Raw genomic sequence first — 15,885 nt, forward strand, 5'->3', positions numbered from 1 at the left:
GCGCCTGGCGTGCGGAGGACGCGCTGCGCGGCCGGGCGGCGATTGCGGAAAGCTTCCGCGCCGCCGCCGAGGCCGAGCTGGCGGATGCCACCGCGCTGCGCGATAATGGCTTCAAGATCGAGCTGGCGAAGCGCACGATCGTCGCGGTGCTCGAGGAACTGGCGGGAGCGCAAGCATGAGCATCCTCGATAAGGCGAAGGCGGCGGCGCAGGGTGCGATGCAGGCCGGAATGAAGAAGGCCATCGATCTCGCCCCCGAGCGCTGGCTGCCGGGCGGCGTGCCCGATCCGCTGATGACCAAGCACGGCCTGCTCGGCGCGGCCGTGTCGCGGATCGACGGTCCGCTCAAGGTGCAGGGCAAGGCGCGCTTCGCCGCCGAGGTGCCGCTCGACGGCATGGTCTATGCCGCGTTGCTCTACAGCACGGTCGCGCGCGGGCGGATCGCGACGCTCGACACCGCGCAGGCGGAGGCCGCGCCGGGCGTCGTGCTGGTGATGACCCATCGCAACGCGCCCCGGATGGCGCCGCCGCCGGTGTTCATGACCGCCGCGAAGGCCGCCGGGCCGAGCGACCTGCCGGTGATGCAGGACGACCAGATCCATTGGAACGGGCAGCCGGTCGCGATCGTGCTGGCCGAACGCCAGGAACAGGCCGACCACGCCAAGTCGCTGATCCGCGTCGCGTATGAGGAAATGCCGGCGGTCACGTCCTTCGCAGCGGCCAAGACAAAGGCCTACCAGCCGCCCAACGTGATGGGCCAGCCGACGACGATCGAGATCGGTGATGCCGAGGCGGCGCTGGCGGCGGCCGCGTTCAAGGTCGACCGGACTTACACCACGCCGCGCCACAACCACAATGCGATTGAGCTCCATGCGGCGACCTTGATGTGGGAAGGCGACCAGCTGATCGTTCATGACGCATCGCAGCTGGTCAATTCGACGGCCTGGTCGCTGGCCGAAGTGTTCGGGATCAAGGAGGAGCAGGTCCGCGTGATCTCGCCTTATGTCGGCGGCGGGTTCGGCGGAAAATGCCTGTGGGACCATCATATCCTCGCCGCCGCTGCCTCCCGGATCGCCGGGCGCCCGGTCCGGGTCATGCTTTCGCGCGAAGGGGTGTTCCGGATCGTCGGCGGGCGGACATTGACCGAGCAGCGCGTCGCGCTCGGCGCCAACGCCGAAGGCAAGCTCACGACGGTGATCCACACCGGCGTCGCGGGCAAGACCGCGCATAACACGATGCCCGAGCAGTTCACCTTCGGCACCCGCCACGCCTACGCCGCCGAGACGTTCAAGATCTCGCAGGAGGTTGCGGACATGCACATGCTGGCCAACACCTTCATGCGCGCGCCAGGCGAGTCGATCGGCACCTTCGCGCTGGAATGCGCGATCGACGAGCTCGCGGAGGCGATGGGGATCGATCCGATCGAGTTCAGGCGGCGCAACGAACCTGAGAAGGACCCGACCTCTGGCGACGAATTCTCCTCGCGCGAGATCGTCCAGGCCTATGCCGAGGGCGCGAAGCGCTTCGGCTGGGACCAGCGCAGTGCGACCCCCGGCGCGCGGCGCGAGGGCGAGTGGCTGATCGGCATGGGGGTCGCGACCGGCACCTATCCCTATTACCGGATGCCTGGCAGCACCGCGCGCATCCGACTGACCGCCGACGGCCGCGCGATCGTCCAGAACGCGGGACACGAGATGGGGATGGGCACCGCGACGGTACAGACGCAGCACGCCGCCCGGCGGCTGGGGCTCGACTTGGACCAAGTGACGTTCGAATATGGCGACACGACGCTGCCGGAGGGGACGCTTGCCGGCGGCTCGTCGCAGACAGCATCGATCGCGGCGGCGATCATCGCCGCGCACGAGGAACTCATGAAGGAGCTGCTCAAGCTCGCCGGCAACGATTCGCCGCTCGCCGGGCTCAAGCCCGACGAGGTCGAAGGCCGCGACGGCGGGCTCTGCAAGATCGGCGAGCCGGACCGCTGCGAGAGCTACGTCTCGATCCTCAAGCGCGCACAGCGCGAAGAGCTGGCCTGCGAGGGAACCGGCGGGCAGCCGCTCGAAATGATGCGATATTCGATGCACTCGCACTGCGCGCAATTCTGCGAGGTCCGGGTGAACGAGGTGACGGGCGAGACGCGGGTGACGCGCTTCCTCGGCTCGTTCGACTGCGGGCGCATCCTCAACGCGAAGACCGCCGCCAGCCAGTTTCGCGGCGGCATCATCATGGGCCTCGGCCTGGCGCTCATGGAGGAGACCCAGTTCGACGAGCGGTCGGGCCGGATCATGAACCCGAGCCTCGCCGAATATCATGTGCCGGTGCACATGGACGTACCCGAGATCGACGTGATCTGGACCGACGTCCCCGATCCGCACAGCCCGCTCGGCGCGCGGGGCATCGGCGAGATCGGCATCACCGGGGTCGGCGCGGCGGTCGCAAATGCGGTCTACAATGCGACCGGCAAGCGCATCCGCGACCTGCCGATCACGCTCGACAAGTTGCTTTGATGTGCGGTCATTCTTAGCTTAGGCGGGCGGAGCGAAGGCAAACCGATTGAAATGCAGTATGTGGGATAAGGAGATTTATTCAATTTGACAGTAAAAAGTACATTATCAGCGTTTCGCGTTCGTTTAGCTTCTCGCAAGGTTTGAAAAGGAAAAAGGGATGTAACGACCATGTCCAATGCTCTCGTCGCGAAGATTAAGAACTTCGCATCGTTATCGGAGTATGAGGTAAACCTTCTCGAACGCGCGACCTCTCATACGCGCGAGGCCCATGCTCATCAGGATTTGATACGTGAGGGCGACGAACTCGACTCGCTTATTGTCATTCTCGGCGGGTGGGCCTGTCGATACAAGATCTTGCCTGAGGGAACCCGCCAGATTACCGCGTTTCTGATGCCCGGCGACTGCTGCGACACGCACATCTCGGTGCTGGACGTTATGGATGACACGCTGGCGACGCTGACGCCATGTCGCGTGGCGACGATAAAGCGCGCCCGGGTGGACGAACTCGTTACAGATCGACCGGTGCTCTCGCGCGCTTTCCAATTGGCCCAGCTCGTACACGACGAAACGCTAAAAGCTTGGATGGTCAGCTTAGGCCGACGTGACAGTATTCAACGGGTAGCCCATCTGATGTGTGAGCTGCACACGCGCGGCAGCAACGTTAGCCTGCTTGACGGGAACACCCTTGCGATGGATCTGACCCACGCAGAATTGGGGGATGCACTTGGTTTGACGGCAGTGCATGTCTGCCGGGTGCTTCGTAAGCTGCGCGTAGCGGGTTTGATGGAACTGCGCGCAGGAACACTATGCGTTTACGACTTCGATGCACTGGCCGAAATAGCCGGATTTGATGGCAGCTACCTTCACCAGCCATCGCGGCCATTGAGCCAGCAGCTCAGCCCGCACGCGCAAGACGGGCGAAGCCGCACCAGCATTCTTAGCCGGTCGCTCGATGCTCAAGGCGGACGTCAGCAGAGATCGTAGCGTCTTCCGGTTCTGGATGAGATGACACCGCTCTTACCAAGCGAGTCCATCCACCCGAAGGGCCCACGACAAGATGGTCTGAGAACGCTGACTTCGATCAGTCCGGGTCCCAAAGCAACATCCTATCCTGCCGCATCGTTGAGCAGGTTCCAGACACCGAAGGCGAGGATGTTCAGGGCTCTCGCCGGACTACAAGGCTAAAATCATGCCTCCTGCCAAGCATCCGGGCCATGCTGACCTCCGGAAGCCGAGAGAGTCCGATCCATACGGACAGGCGGCGTTGTTGCTTATCGACAGCCTCATCCATGCGCTTGTCGATGACGGGAGTCTCGCCAACGAACAGGCAGTGGAGGTCGTCCGGGATGCCGCGGTCGTGCATGCCGAAGGAAAAGCTGAAGGCGCAGATGCCCAGCGGCGACGCAAGGACTCGCTTGCGACGCTTTGTCGGATTGCATCCAGTCTTGAGGCAGATGCCAAAAAGCCGGTTTCGCTCTGATGGTCCCGGCTTTCAATGGCTAACTCCACGGCTGATCTAGATCAGCCGTGGAGAGCCGCCGGCGGCGTAACCGTGGCAGGTTCGGTACGAGCTGATGCGGCGGTTGCGGCTCTCGTGAAGGGAGGCGGGCCGGGTTGCCTTGGAAGACCGATCTGGCGCCCGGGGGTGAAGCCATGCCTTGTCGATACCGGAACAATCGCGCGCTAGGCCCGGAGAGCGTTCCGTTCGGCGTGAAGGGCGACCGGGAGCAATGCCGAGCCAACGTGGTTTGGCGCCTTACCGTATTCGGTCGCGGCGGAGCGCGGTAGCTTGCCGGGAATGCCGTCAAGTCCCGGAATGCCGCCCATTCCGGATTGGACGATGCCGATCCGCGCCGCTTATGGCGCGACGGCGGTGCTCGTCGGGGTCACCTCGGCGCTCGGCAATTCGTTCGTCGGCGTCAATCTTCCCTTCATCCAGGGGCGCCTGGGGCTGAGCCCGGTGCAGGGGGCCTGGCTGACCGCCGCCTATGCGATGACGAACATTTCCGGCAATCTGCTCTTCCTCCGGTTCCGCCAGCAGTTCGGCATCCGGCTGTTCGCCGCCTGCGGACTGGTGCTGTACGCGGCCGTCACACTGCTCAACGTCGTGTGGGACGACTATGAAGGCGCGCTGGTGGCGCGGGCGTTGAGCGGTTTCGCCACGGTGCCGCTGTCGACGCTCACAATCTTCTACATGCTGCAGGCGGCCGGACAGCGGCATGCGATGGGCGGCCTGATCGTCGGGCTTTCGATCGCGCAGGGCGCGACGCCGCTCGCCTATCTCGTCTCGCCCGAGCTGACGTTCAGCGAGGAGCCGCATGTGCTCTACCTGTTCGAGAGCGGGCTGGCGCTGTGCGCGCTGGCCGCGATTGCCCTCCTTCAGCTCCCGGAAAGCCCCAAGGTGAAGATTTTCGCGAAGGGGGATGTCCTCACCTACGCGCTGCTCTGTCCGGCACTCGCGCTGATCGTCGCGGTGCTGTCGCAGGGGCGTCTGCAATGGTGGCCCGATCATCCCTGGCTGGCGGTGGCACTGTGCGCGTCCGTGCTGCTGCTGGCCGCGACCTTCTTTTACGAGGAAGCGCGTCCGGCGCCGCTGATCTTCCACGACTTGCTGTACTCCCGCTCGACCATGATGTTCATGCTAGGCGCGTTCGGGCTGCGGTTCGTGCTGTCCGAGCAGACCTATGCCGCGAGTGGACTGCTGATGCTGCTCGGCGCCGGGCAGGACCAGTTGCAGGGACTGTACGCGGTCATCCTCGTCTCGCTCGCGGCAGGGGCGGGGGTCGCCGCGCTGACCTTCACCCCGCCCCGCGCGGCGGTACTCGCGATGGTCGCGCTGGGGCTGGTGGCGGCGGGCGCTTTCATCGACGCCGATGCGACGAACCTCGTGCGCCCGCACGAGTTCCTCGGCAGCCAGGCGCTGCTCGGCTTCGCGAACGGCCTGTTCTTCGGCCCGCTCCTCATCTTCGGCGTGCTGAACGCGTTGAAGAGCGGGTATCAGCGGCTGGTGACATTCGTGGTGCTGTTCCTCGTCAGCCAGACGCTGGGCGGCCTCGCGGGCTCGGCGATCCTCGGCACATTCCAGCAGCATCGCGAGCAGGTCTACTCCGCGCAGATCAATGCCGGCGTCGATCCGACCGACCCGATCGTGGCGCAGCGGCTTCAGCTCCAGTCGCGACAGTTCGCCGGTGTCCTGACCGACAGGTCGCTCCAGCAGGCGGAAGGTGTGCAGCAGTTGCGGCAGTCCGCCACGCGCGAGGCGAACGTCCGCGCGTATAACGACGTGTTCACGCTGATCGGCGTGCTCGCGCTCGTGCTGCTGGCGTGGATCGCGCTGCAGGCGGGTCTGGCGGCGCTCAAGCCCAAGGAACCAGGCGGAGCGGCGGCGCCCGCTGCGGGAGGAGTGTCGTGACCGATCAGCCCAAGCCGGACGCACCGGCAGACGACAAGCCGCAGGCGGATCCCCAAGCGGACCCGCCGCCGCCGAGGAAGCGGCTCGGCGCCACCACGATCATCATCGCCGTAATCGTGGCGCTCGCGGGCGTGCTCCTCATCCTGTTCGCGTGGCGGCTGCCGCCGTTCGCCACCCCGATCGTGACGACGCAGGACAGCTACGTGCGGGGCAAGGTGACCGTATTGTCGTCGCAGGTCAGCGGCTATGTCGCGCAGGTGCTCGTGCCGGATTACGCGCATGTCCGTGCGGGCGACGTCCTGGTGCGCATCGACGACCGCACCTATCGCGCGCAGGTCGCCCAGGATCAGGCCAAGGTCGAGGCAGCGCAGGCGGATCTCGACAATGCGGCGCAGACGATCGCATCGAACCGCGCGGATGTCGCCGCCAAGCAGGCCGATGTCGTGTCGGCGGAGGCGGAGGGCCGGCGCGCCGGCACCGATGCGAGGCGGATCAGCGATCTGGCCAGCCGGGGCTCGGTTTCGGTGCGCGAGAAGGACCAGGCCGTCGCCTCGGCGAGCACCGCCGCCGCCAATCTGACCAAGGCGCGCGCGAACGTCCGCGTCAGCCTTGAGGCGGTCAAGACCGCGATCGTCCAGCGCGAGCAACTCGCCGCGCAGGTGCGTGCCGCCAAGGCCGCGCTGCAGGCCGATCTGCTCAACCTCTCCAAGACGGTGATCGCCGCGCCGCGCAACGGGCAGGTCGGCGAAGCAAGCGTGCGCGAGGGCCAATACGTCATGGCGGGATCGCAATTGATCAACCTCGTTCCCCCCGAATTGTGGGTCATCGCCAATTTCAAGGAGACTCAGGTCCGCGCCATGCGGGCCGGTCAGGCCGCGACGTTCGAGGTCGATGCGCTGGACGGCGCGCGGCTCCACGGCCGCGTCGAAATCTTTTCGCCGGCGACCGGATCCGAGTTCAGCGTGCTGCGGCCCGACAACGCGACCGGCAACTTTACCAAGGTGGTGCAGCGGCTGCCTATCCGCCTGTCGATCGACCCCAACCAGCCACTGGCCGACCGCATCCGCCCGGGCATGTCGGTGATTACGCGCGTCGATACCACGGGCGCCACCGGCGACGGGCAGGTGCGATGAAGGCCGCCGGTGCCTGGACGGTCGTTCTCGCGTTCGCGCTGGGCGGCTGCGTTCCGGCAACGCCGCCGCACCCGGCCACCTCGGCGATCGTCGCTCCGCTCAGCTGGCGCGACTCGCCCGCCGCCGACAACCGGATCGATCCGCGTTGGTGGCGCTCGTTCGGCGATCCCTATCTGAACTGGCTGGTGGAGACCGCGCTCGTCCGCAACACCGATGTCCTGACCGCCGCCGCCGCGGTCGAAGCGTCGCGCGCCCAGTTGCGGCTGGCGCGCTCGGCGCTGCTCCCGACGCTCGACGCCATGGCGAATGTTACGCGGTCGGGAATGTCCGCCAAGGGAATGTCGAGCGCGCAGACGACAGCGATGCCGGGCGTCGAAGCCGCATGGGAGATCGACCTGTTCGGTCGGCTACGCGCGCTCACCGCCGCCGCCCGCCTCCGGTACCAGGCGAGCCAGGCGGATCGCGACGCGATGGCGCTGTCGGTGGCGTCGCAAGTCTGTCAGGCCTATTTCGATCTGACCGCGCAGGACCTGCAGCTGGCGGTGACGCGCGAAACGCTGCAATCGCGCATCATCGAGCTCCGCCTGATTGAAGATCAGGAACGGCACGGCTACGTCTCGAAGTTCGAGGTGACGCAGGCGCGTGCCGAGCAGGAGACGATCGCGCAGCAGGTGCCCGTCTACGAGCAGGGCGTCCGCGCCGACGAGAACGCGCTGTCCGTGCTCGTCGGGCAGCTTCCGCAGGGAATAAACCGGATCGCGGACTTTCGCGCGTTCGAGCCGCCCCCGATCCCGTCCACTTTGCCGTCGGCCCTGTTGCGCCGGCGCCCCGACATCGCCTCGGCTGAATATGACCTTGCCGCCGCCGATGCCGTGATCGCCGCGCGCCGCGCCGATTTCCTGCCTCAGCTGAACCTGATGGGAATGTTCGGCTACAGCCTGTCGAGCGCGCCCGCCGTGCCGGCCGCCAGGCTCTGGAGCGTAGGCGGCAGCATATTGGCGCCCCTGTTCGAAGGCGGGGCGTTGCACGCCAATCTGGATCTCGCAGTTGCGGAGCGCGATCAGGCCGCGTTCGCCTACAAGGCCGCCGTCCTGGAAGCGTTCGACGAGGTCGAGACTTCGCTCAGTGCGGCGCGCAGCTTCGAGGAGCAGATCCGGATCGCGCGCGAACGACGCGCCACGCTCAAGGAAAGCATTGCCCACGCCGTCGATCGTTATCGCGAAGGCTACTCGACCTATCTCGACCAGCTCGACACCCAGCGCAACTTCTACGCCAGCCAGATCGCCGCCGTCACGGTGCGGCGCGATCAGCTGAGCAATCTCGCATCCTTGTTCGTCGCGCTGGGCGGAGGCTGGAGCGACGAGCATGTCTCGACGTCGATCGACAACCCCCCGCCCTCGCAAGCCGTCCAGCCATATGCGTCGAGCCCGAAGGACTGAGTCGGCCGATCACGTCATAGATCTGCCTTGAGCATCTCCAGCCCCTTGCTTGCGATCGCCATCGTCGGCGCGTTGGTGTTGCCGCTGGTGATGTTCGGCATGATCGAGGCGTCGATGACGCGCAGGTTGCGCGCGCCGCGCACCCGCAGCGACGCATCCACCACCGCATCCTCATCGGCGCCCATCCGGCACGTGCCGACCGGGTGCCAGTTGACCGTCAGCGTGCGCTTGCAATGCTCCACCAGACCTTCGTCGGTGTCGACGTCGAGGCCGGGCGACATCTCGGCCTCCATGATCTCGCGCATCGCCGGGGTCTGGAGCACCTCGCGGCAATAGCGCAGGCTCGCCACCATCATCCGCATGTCCTCGGCATCACCGAGATAATTGCAGTCGAACACCGGCGCCGAATTGGGATCGGCGTCCCTGAGGACGACATGGCCCCTGCTCCTGGGCTGGATGACGACGTTCTCGAGCGTGAGTCCCGAGGAGAGCTCGATACCGTCCGTCGGATTTCCCGCGACCGCGAGGTGCATGCATTGCACCGTCGGCTCGCCTTCGGGCTCGTGCGGGTTGAAGAAGGAAACGGTCTCAATTCCGTTCGTCGCCGCCGGCCCTTCCCCGGTCAGCAGGTAGCGTGCGCCCGCGCCGAGCATCGGCAACCCCGTCGCATATTTGGCATAGCCCATCTCATGGCGGCTGCGGGCGCTGATCGGCACCGCGGGGTGCTCCTGAAGATGCTGCCCGACATCGGGCGAGGCGAGCTTGACGGCGATGCCGTGACGGGCGAGCTCCGCTTCCGGGCCGATCCCCGAGAGCATGAGCAGGCGCGGCGAATTGAGCGCGCCGGCACTGAGCACCACCTCGCCCGCCAGCGCGCGATGCGTATTGCCCGAGTGGACATAATCCACGCCGATCGCGCGATCCCCCTCGAAGACGATGTTGGTCACGAGCGAATGGGTGCTGATCGTGAGATTGGGGCGCGATCTCGCCGGGTTCAGGAAGGCAACGGCGGCGCTGCAACGACGGGCATCGCCGATGGTGAGCTGGCACGGCCCGACGCCGCGTTGCCGTTCGCCGTTATAGTCGGGGTTGTACGGCAGCCCGGCTTGCGTGAAGCCTTCCATCGTGGCCAGGTTCATGGCGTTGATGTCGATCGGCTGCGAAACCTTCAGCGGGCCGTCCACGCCGTGCAGCGGCCCGGAGAAGCTATCGTTGCCCTCCATGGCGATGAAGTGCGGCAGCAGATCGTCATACGACCATCTGCCCGTGTCACCCACCGCCTCCTGCCACCGCGCATAATCCCGTGGCTGGCCCCGCACATACAGCATCGCGTTGATCGAACCGCCGCCGCCCAGGCCCTTGCCTTGCTGCATCATGCGCGGCCTGCCGTCGAGTTGGGTCTGAGGCACCGATTCATAGGGCCAGAGGAACCAGCCGTTCTGGAGCAGCTTGGAGAAGCCGCTGGGAATATGGATCAGGGGATCGATATCGCGACCTCCCGCTTCGAGGAGCAGCACCCGGGCATCGGTTTCCTGCGCCAAGCGCCCCGCGATCAGGCAGCCCGCGGAGCCGCCGCCGACCACGATCACGTCATAGGTCGCGCTTGTCATAAGCATCCCCGTAAGGTTCGGCGGCGCGCCTTCATTTCCGAAGCTGCCGCTAACCGACCGGATAGCTCCGCCGGGATCGCCACCGCTGATCTCGATCAGTCCAATCAGGATTGGCCGCTCTAATTTCCGGCGACTCGGTGGAGGGCTGCCTCGATGACCGAACGGGACGATACGGACTATTACAGATCTCGAGAGCGGCAGGAGCGCGCGTTGGCAGAAGCCGCCGCGGATGCGGGAGCTGCTGCGATTCATCTGGAGTTGGCGTCACGCTATGCCAAGCTGACGGCCGGCGCCGCGGATCTCGTAAGCCGCGAACACGAACATCGTCGAACTGATCCCGCCGCTGTTGAGCCGCGACCACACGGCGGTTGAGTCAATCTCAGCGACGGCACCCGAGCCATGCTCCCGAAAGGACGACCCAATGCCGACGGAAAGTCCCGATATCATCGTCATCGGAGCGGGCCATAACGGCCTGGTCGCGGCGTGCTATCTCGCCAAGGCCGGGCTGGACGTGCTCGTCCTGGAGGCGAACGCCGGGATCGGCGGCTGCTCGACGACGGACGCCTATATCAAGGAGGCGCCCCAGCACAGGATCAGCCCGTGCGCGGTCGATATCACGTTCTGGAATGCATCGACGATCGTCGATGATCTCGATCTGCCCCGATACGGCTATCGCACGATCGCGCTCGACCCACCTTATGCCACCGCCGCGCCCGACGGCTCGTCGATCGCGTTCTGGCGCGATCCGAAGAACACCGCAGAAGATATCGCGCGCTTCTCCAAGAAGGATGCGAGCGCCTATCTCGACCTGCTCGATATGCTGAAGACGGGCGTCGACGTCATGATTCCGTTCATGGCCAGCGATCCCGCACGGCCGAGCGCCGAGCTGATGGCCACGGTCGCGGGTTCGGTGCTGCGGCACCCGATCCATATGGCGGTGCTCGCCCCATTGGCGCTCGGCACGGCGGTCGACGCGATCGAATCGCGCTTCGAGGATCCGCGCATGCGTGGCGCCATGCTGGGCTTCGGCGCGCTCGGCGCGCCGGTAAACCTCGAGGGCAGCGGCATGAACGTGTTCCTTCCCGCAGTCGCCGGTCATACCGGCATAACGCGCATGGCCGGCGGCACGCAGGTGCTGGTCGATTCGCTGGCGGCGTGCCTCAAGGATAATGGTGGCCGCATCCGCACCGGCGCGCGCGTGGGCGAGATCCGCGTCGCCGATGGCCGCGCGCTCGGCGTCTCGCTGGCCGACGGCGAGGAGATCGACGCGCGCGCTGTCGTCGCCGCCTGCGACGTGGTGCAGACGCTGCGTGACCTCACCCCGCAATCCGCGCTGCCCGACAAGATCAAGCGGCGCGTCGCCCACATGCCGACCGAAAGCGGCGGCGCGTCGTTCCTGACGGTGCACATGGCGCTCTCCGCACAGGTCGACGTGTCGCGCCTTGAGAAGCAGCGCAACGATGATGTCAGCCTGCGCACGGCCGCTTTGCTGCTCGGCAGCTTCGAGGAGATGGTCGCCGCCACCGAGGCCGCCGAGGCGGGCCGCCTCCCCGAGGGACGGATGCCGGTATATGCCGCGCTCCCGACGGGCGCGGACCCCAGCCTTGCGCCGGAGGGGCAGGAGGTCGCCTACCTCTGGACCGGCTGGGCGCCGCGCAACCCCCCGGGAGGATGGGACGCGCTCGCCGCCGAGGCCGGGCAGAAGATCATCGACACGGCGGCCGACTATTATGGCGGCATCAAGGAAAAGGAGATCGGCCGGTGGGTCGAGCCGTGGCCCGACCTCCAGAAGCGCGTCAATCTCACGGACGGCAATCCCTATCACGTCGATTTCCTGGCGTCGCGCGAGGGGCCGTTCCGGCCGGCGTTCGGGCTCGGGCGCTACACGACCCCGGTCGAGGGTCTGTACCTGTCCGGCGCGGGCACGCATCCCGGCCCGTCAGTCTCCGGCCTGCCGGGCCAGCACACCGCCCGACGTGTCCTCACTACGCTGAAGGCAGAAGACGGGGGTGCACCGCAGGAGAAAGGCGATTCGCGCATAACGATCAACTGAGCGTTGCGCCGGGTCGGCTGAGTCTGCGGAGCGAACATCACATGGCACAGGCTCCCCATATCCTGATCATCGGCGGCGGCGCGGGCGGGCTGGAACTGGCGATCCGGCTGGCGCGGGCGACGCGCCGGGGCGGCCGGGCGCGGGTGACGCTGGTCGATTCCTCGCCGGCGCACGTCTGGAAGCCGCGGCTGCACGAGATCGCGGTGGGTCTGCTGGTCGCGGCGGAGGAACAGGCAAATTATGCCGAGCAGGCAGCCGCTCACGGCTTCGCCTTCGTGCTGGGCGCGACCGACACGATCGACGTGACCGCCCGCACGGCGCGCGTGGGCGCGGTACGCGAACCCGATGGACCGCGCGAACTGCTGCCGCAGCGGACATCGCCATTCGACATCGCGGTGCTCGCGATCGGGAGCACGGTCGACGATTTCGGCACGCCCGGCGTGCACGAACATTGCCACGTGCTCGACACGCCCGAGGGCGCCGAGCGGCTTCACCGCGCCATTCTCGCGCAGGCGGCGCGCGTTGCCGCAGGCGAGCAGGAGCGGCTGCGGATCGCGATCGTCGGCGCGGGCACGACCGGGGTCGAGCTTGCCGCCGAGCTGCGCAGCGCCACCGGGCGGCTGGCGCAATATCGCAGCCTGATGGATCCGGGCCAAATCGACATCACCTTGCTGGACATGGCCGACCGGCCGCTGCCTGGCGTTGCAACCGACACATCCGATTACGCCCGGCGCCTGCTCGACCGGCAGCGTGTCGCGATGCGCTTCGGGACGAAGGTGACAGCAGTCGAGCTGGGCATCCTTCACCTTGCCGAAGGCGGCACGGTGGCCGCCGATATCATCGTCTGGGTATCGGGCGTGCGTGGCCGCGCGCTTGAGGTCGCGCCGAAGCCGAAGCTCGAGAAGGGCGGCCGCATGCGCGTCGACCCGATGCTCCGCCTGCTCGGCGAGGATGGACATGTGCTCGACGGCCTCTACGCCATCGGCGACTGCGCCGCCTGCTTCGAGGCCGGCAGCGACAAGCCGGTCGGCGCCACCGCGCAGGCCGCGCACCAGCAGGCCCGCCTGCTCGCGCGCTCGCTGGTCCGTCAGCTCGACGGGCGACCGCCGCTCCCTTTCACGTTCTACTATCGCGGCACATTGGTGTCGCTCGGCGCGGGCAAGGCGGTGGGCGACGTGCCTACCGGCGGCTGGTCGTTCCGGATCGCGGGGCTGACGGCCAAGCTCGCCTATCAATGGCTCTACATTACCCACCTCGCCGAGCTGTTCGGATGGACACGCACGGGCGCGTCCGCGCTCGCCTCGCTGCTCAGGCGTTCGGCGAGACCTTCGATCAAACTTCACTGGTAACCCCCGACCCCAGCCAAGGAGACGATCATGAGCACCAACAAAGCCGGCGCCGAAGCCGCCTTCACCCCCGACCCCGCGAAGATCAGTCAAGCCGCGCTGGATTATATAAAGGCGGGGCCGAAGAAACTGTACATCGGCGGGGCGTGGAAGGCGGCGCAGTCGGGCGAGACCTTCGAGGTGTTCGATCCCGCGACGGGCGAGGTGATGGCGCACGCCGCCCTGGGCAAGGCGGCGGACATCGACGATGCCGTCAAGGCGGCGCGCAAGGCGTTCCAGGACCCCTCCTGGGCGCGGATCAGCCCGCACCAGCGCTCGCGCTACCTGCTCACGATCGCCGACATCATCGAACGCAACGTCGAGGAACTCGCCACGATCCAGGCGATCGATATCGGGATGGTACTGCCGCAATCGCGCCAGCTCACCGCCTCGATGTGCGACGTCTTCCGCTACTTCGCCGGCTTCGCGACCAAGATCCTCGGGAGTACCTACCCCTCGGACGGTTCAGCGCTGACCTACTCGTTGCGCGAGCCGCTGGGCGTCGTCGGCGCGATCATCCCGTGGAACAGCCCGACCTTCGCCTCGGCCTGGAAGATCGCACCGGCGCTGGCGTGCGGCAACACGGTCGTGCTCAAGCCGGCCGAGCAGGCGCCCTTGCTGCCGCTGCGGCTCGCCGAACTGCTCGAGGCGGCGGATCTGCCGCCCGGCGTCCTCAATATCGTATCGGGCCTCGGCGCCGACGCGGGCGACGCGCTGGCGAAGCATCCGGGCGTCAACAAGATCAACTTCACCGGCTCGACCGGCGTCGGCAAGGGCATCCTGGCGGCGTCGACCGGCAATCTGAAGAAGGTGACGCTCGAGCTCGGCGGCAAGTCGCCGAACATCATCTTCCCCGACGCGGACTTGGAAAAGACGATCCCCGCCGCCGTCATGGGGTTCACCTCCGGCGCGGGCCAGGTGTGCGTGGCGGGCACCCGGGTGTTCGTCCACGAGGATGTCTACGACGAAGTCGCGGCCGCGATCGCGAAAGCCGCGCAGGCGATCAAGGTCGGCAACCCGCTCGATCCGACCGCCGACATCGGCCCGATCATCTCGAAGAAGCAGCTCGACCGCGTGTCGGACTATATCAAGAGCGGGCAGGAGGAAGGCGCGGCGCTGCGGACCGGCGGAGAGGCGCACGAGGGACCCGGCTACTACGTCGAACCGACCGTCTTCGAGAACGTCACGGACGAGATGCGTATCGTCCGCGAAGAGATTTTCGGGCCAGTCGCCGCGCTCATCCGGTTCAAGGATGAGAACGACGCGGTGTTCCGCGCCAACGACACCGAGTTCGGCCTTGCGGCGGCGGTGTGGACGAAGGACATCTCCCGGGCTCACACCGTGGCGCGCGCGCTGGAGGCGGGGACGGTTTGGGTCAACACGATCTTCGAGCTGGACGTGATCGCGCCCTACGGCGGCTACAAGATGTCCGGCATCGGCCGCGAGCTTGGCGCCGAGTCGATAGAGGCTAACACGCAGGTAAAGACGGTGGTGGTGCGGTTCTAGATGGGGCTGCCGCCGATGTGGTCGCCGCGATGAGGCATGGCGGACGGACTACAACACGGTGCGTCCGCACAGCAGCCTCGGCGGCATGGCGCCCGCCGAGTTTACCAACCGCCCCCGCCAGGGGCACATGGACACCGAAGCTAACTTACCCGCGGCCTGAAAATGGGGAACAGGTCATCACAAGTACAAGCCGGCCGCCGCGCCGGCCGACGCCGCGCTGCCGGTGGTTTTCCACAACCATGGCGGCGGTTGGATGATCGCCGACGTCAATGTCCATGACGTAGCGCCGCGTCTGACAGCCAAGCAGCTCAATGCCATCGTGGTTTCGGTCGGATCGCCACTCGCCCGAGTTCAAGGTTCTGGCCCAGCTTGACGATGCCGCGACCGCCTATTATCAGTCCTCTTTCTCCGGCGCCTGCATTGATCTAGAACAAGGCTCTACTGGACGATTTTCCATATCCACCCGCCGTGAGCTACTCTTCCGCTTCGACTGCCGGAGGGCAAATAGCGGTTGACTATCGAGCCGGGCGGGAGGGTTGACGAGCATCCATGGCCCAGCTCTTTCGCCCGGGCGCCAACGCGATCGCGCGGGCGGCGCTGGTCGCGCTGGTGGTCGTGCCGCTCGGGCTGGTAGCGATTGCCGGCATCGTCGCCGGCTCGTGCTATGTGACCGGTCAAGGGCGCTTCGTTGAGCAAGGCGTGCCGTTCAGCAGAGGTGGCTCGGGGAATCTGAACAGCGGGGATGAGTGGATTGCCGGCCTGAAGGCAGCCAGGATGGCTGCGAGCAGGAGGCATGATGAGCAAGCGACCACGCCGGAACCACAGTCCGGCATTCAAGGCG

13 protein-coding genes and 1 pseudogene are annotated in these 15,885 nt (G+C 66.6%); 13 read left to right on the top strand and 1 reads right to left on the bottom strand.

The window, feature by feature from the left end:
* Positions 1-175 precede the first annotated feature (175 nt).
* The 6 genes from HUU95_RS01280 to HUU95_RS01305 all read left to right on the top strand — a co-directional run bounded on the left by HUU95_RS01280 (position 176) and on the right by HUU95_RS01305 (position 8,490).
* On the top strand, positions 176-2,506 hold the full coding sequence (locus HUU95_RS01280) for a xanthine dehydrogenase family protein molybdopterin-binding subunit (protein WP_174278432.1): 2,331 nt from the start codon (positions 176-178) through the stop codon (positions 2,504-2,506).
* A gap of 168 nt (positions 2,507-2,674) precedes the next feature.
* The gene (locus HUU95_RS01285) at positions 2,675-3,490 is read left to right on the top strand and encodes a Crp/Fnr family transcriptional regulator (protein WP_174278433.1); all 816 of its coding nucleotides are present in this window, start codon (positions 2,675-2,677) and stop codon (positions 3,488-3,490) included.
* A gap of 205 nt (positions 3,491-3,695) precedes the next feature.
* Complete coding sequence (locus HUU95_RS01290) at positions 3,696-3,986, top strand: hypothetical protein (protein ID WP_174278434.1); 291 nt, start codon at positions 3,696-3,698, stop codon at positions 3,984-3,986.
* Between the two features lie 360 nt (positions 3,987-4,346).
* Positions 4,347-5,918 carry an MFS transporter gene (locus HUU95_RS01295; protein WP_174278435.1) on the top strand — a complete coding sequence of 524 codons (1,572 nt, stop codon included), beginning with the start codon at positions 4,347-4,349 and terminating at the stop codon, positions 5,916-5,918.
* Positions 5,915-7,051 carry an HlyD family secretion protein gene (locus tag HUU95_RS01300; RefSeq protein ID WP_174278436.1) on the top strand — a complete coding sequence of 379 codons (1,137 nt, stop codon included), beginning with the start codon at positions 5,915-5,917 and terminating at the stop codon, positions 7,049-7,051. The genes HUU95_RS01295 and HUU95_RS01300 overlap by 4 nt, the downstream gene beginning before the upstream one ends.
* The gene (locus HUU95_RS01305; protein WP_174278437.1) at positions 7,048-8,490 is read left to right on the top strand and encodes an efflux transporter outer membrane subunit; all 1,443 of its coding nucleotides are present in this window, start codon (positions 7,048-7,050) and stop codon (positions 8,488-8,490) included. The genes HUU95_RS01300 and HUU95_RS01305 overlap by 4 nt, the downstream gene beginning before the upstream one ends.
* Positions 8,491-8,504: 14 nt before the next feature.
* Here the strand turns inward: HUU95_RS01305 and HUU95_RS01310 are convergent, their stop codons facing one another.
* A complete protein-coding gene (locus tag HUU95_RS01310; RefSeq protein ID WP_254602552.1) occupies positions 8,505-10,073 on the bottom strand; it encodes a GMC family oxidoreductase in 1,569 nt (522 codons plus the stop codon).
* 180 nt (positions 10,074-10,253) lie between these two features.
* Between HUU95_RS01310 and HUU95_RS01315 the strand changes: the two genes are divergently transcribed.
* The 7 genes and pseudogenes from HUU95_RS01315 to HUU95_RS01345 form a co-directional block, all read left to right on the top strand.
* Positions 10,254-10,472 (top strand): hypothetical protein, encoded by a 219-nt coding sequence (locus HUU95_RS01315; protein WP_174278431.1) that lies wholly within the window; start codon positions 10,254-10,256, stop codon positions 10,470-10,472.
* A gap of 49 nt (positions 10,473-10,521) precedes the next feature.
* Positions 10,522-12,153 carry a phytoene desaturase family protein gene (locus HUU95_RS01320; RefSeq protein ID WP_174278438.1) on the top strand — a complete coding sequence of 544 codons (1,632 nt, stop codon included), beginning with the start codon at positions 10,522-10,524 and terminating at the stop codon, positions 12,151-12,153.
* Between the two features lie 41 nt (positions 12,154-12,194).
* Positions 12,195-13,502 (top strand): NAD(P)/FAD-dependent oxidoreductase, encoded by a 1,308-nt coding sequence (locus HUU95_RS01325; protein WP_174278439.1) that lies wholly within the window; start codon positions 12,195-12,197, stop codon positions 13,500-13,502.
* Between the two features lie 27 nt (positions 13,503-13,529).
* A complete protein-coding gene (locus HUU95_RS01330; RefSeq protein WP_174278440.1) occupies positions 13,530-15,044 on the top strand; it encodes an aldehyde dehydrogenase family protein in 1,515 nt (504 codons plus the stop codon).
* 34 nt (positions 15,045-15,078) lie between these two features.
* A pseudogene (locus tag HUU95_RS14745) lies at positions 15,079-15,204 on the top strand (integrase core domain-containing protein); the annotation flags it as partial.
* A 93-nt stretch (positions 15,205-15,297) separates the two neighbouring features.
* Entirely contained in the window at positions 15,298-15,417 is a 120-nt protein-coding gene (locus HUU95_RS14405) for a hypothetical protein (protein ID WP_254602553.1), read from the top strand.
* Between the two features lie 176 nt (positions 15,418-15,593).
* On the top strand, positions 15,594-15,885 hold a 292-nt coding region (locus HUU95_RS01345; RefSeq protein WP_217429707.1), incomplete at its 3' end, for a hypothetical protein.

The sequence above is a fragment of the Sphingomonas bacterium genome (genome assembly GCF_903643065.1).
Classification (GTDB): domain Bacteria; phylum Pseudomonadota; class Alphaproteobacteria; order Sphingomonadales; family Sphingomonadaceae; genus Sphingomonas.

Bases quoted from the DNA above. Each gene is read 5' to 3' on its own strand.
- HUU95_RS01280 (WP_174278432.1), top strand. From the start codon at position 176: ATGAGCATCCTCGATAAGGCGAAGGCGGCGGCGCAGGGTGCGATGCAG.
- HUU95_RS01285 (WP_174278433.1), top strand. From the start codon at position 2,675: ATGTCCAATGCTCTCGTCGCGAAGATTAAGAACTTCGCATCGTTATCG.
- HUU95_RS01290 (WP_174278434.1), top strand. From the start codon at position 3,696: ATGCCTCCTGCCAAGCATCCGGGCCATGCTGACCTCCGGAAGCCGAGA.
- HUU95_RS01295 (WP_174278435.1), top strand. From the start codon at position 4,347: ATGCCGATCCGCGCCGCTTATGGCGCGACGGCGGTGCTCGTCGGGGTC.
- HUU95_RS01305 (WP_174278437.1), top strand. From the start codon at position 7,048: ATGAAGGCCGCCGGTGCCTGGACGGTCGTTCTCGCGTTCGCGCTGGGC.
- HUU95_RS01315 (WP_174278431.1), top strand. From the start codon at position 10,254: ATGACCGAACGGGACGATACGGACTATTACAGATCTCGAGAGCGGCAG.
- HUU95_RS01320 (WP_174278438.1), top strand. From the start codon at position 10,522: ATGCCGACGGAAAGTCCCGATATCATCGTCATCGGAGCGGGCCATAAC.
- HUU95_RS01325 (WP_174278439.1), top strand. From the start codon at position 12,195: ATGGCACAGGCTCCCCATATCCTGATCATCGGCGGCGGCGCGGGCGGG.
- HUU95_RS01330 (WP_174278440.1), top strand. From the start codon at position 13,530: ATGAGCACCAACAAAGCCGGCGCCGAAGCCGCCTTCACCCCCGACCCC.
- HUU95_RS14405 (WP_254602553.1), top strand. From the start codon at position 15,298: ATGATCGCCGACGTCAATGTCCATGACGTAGCGCCGCGTCTGACAGCC.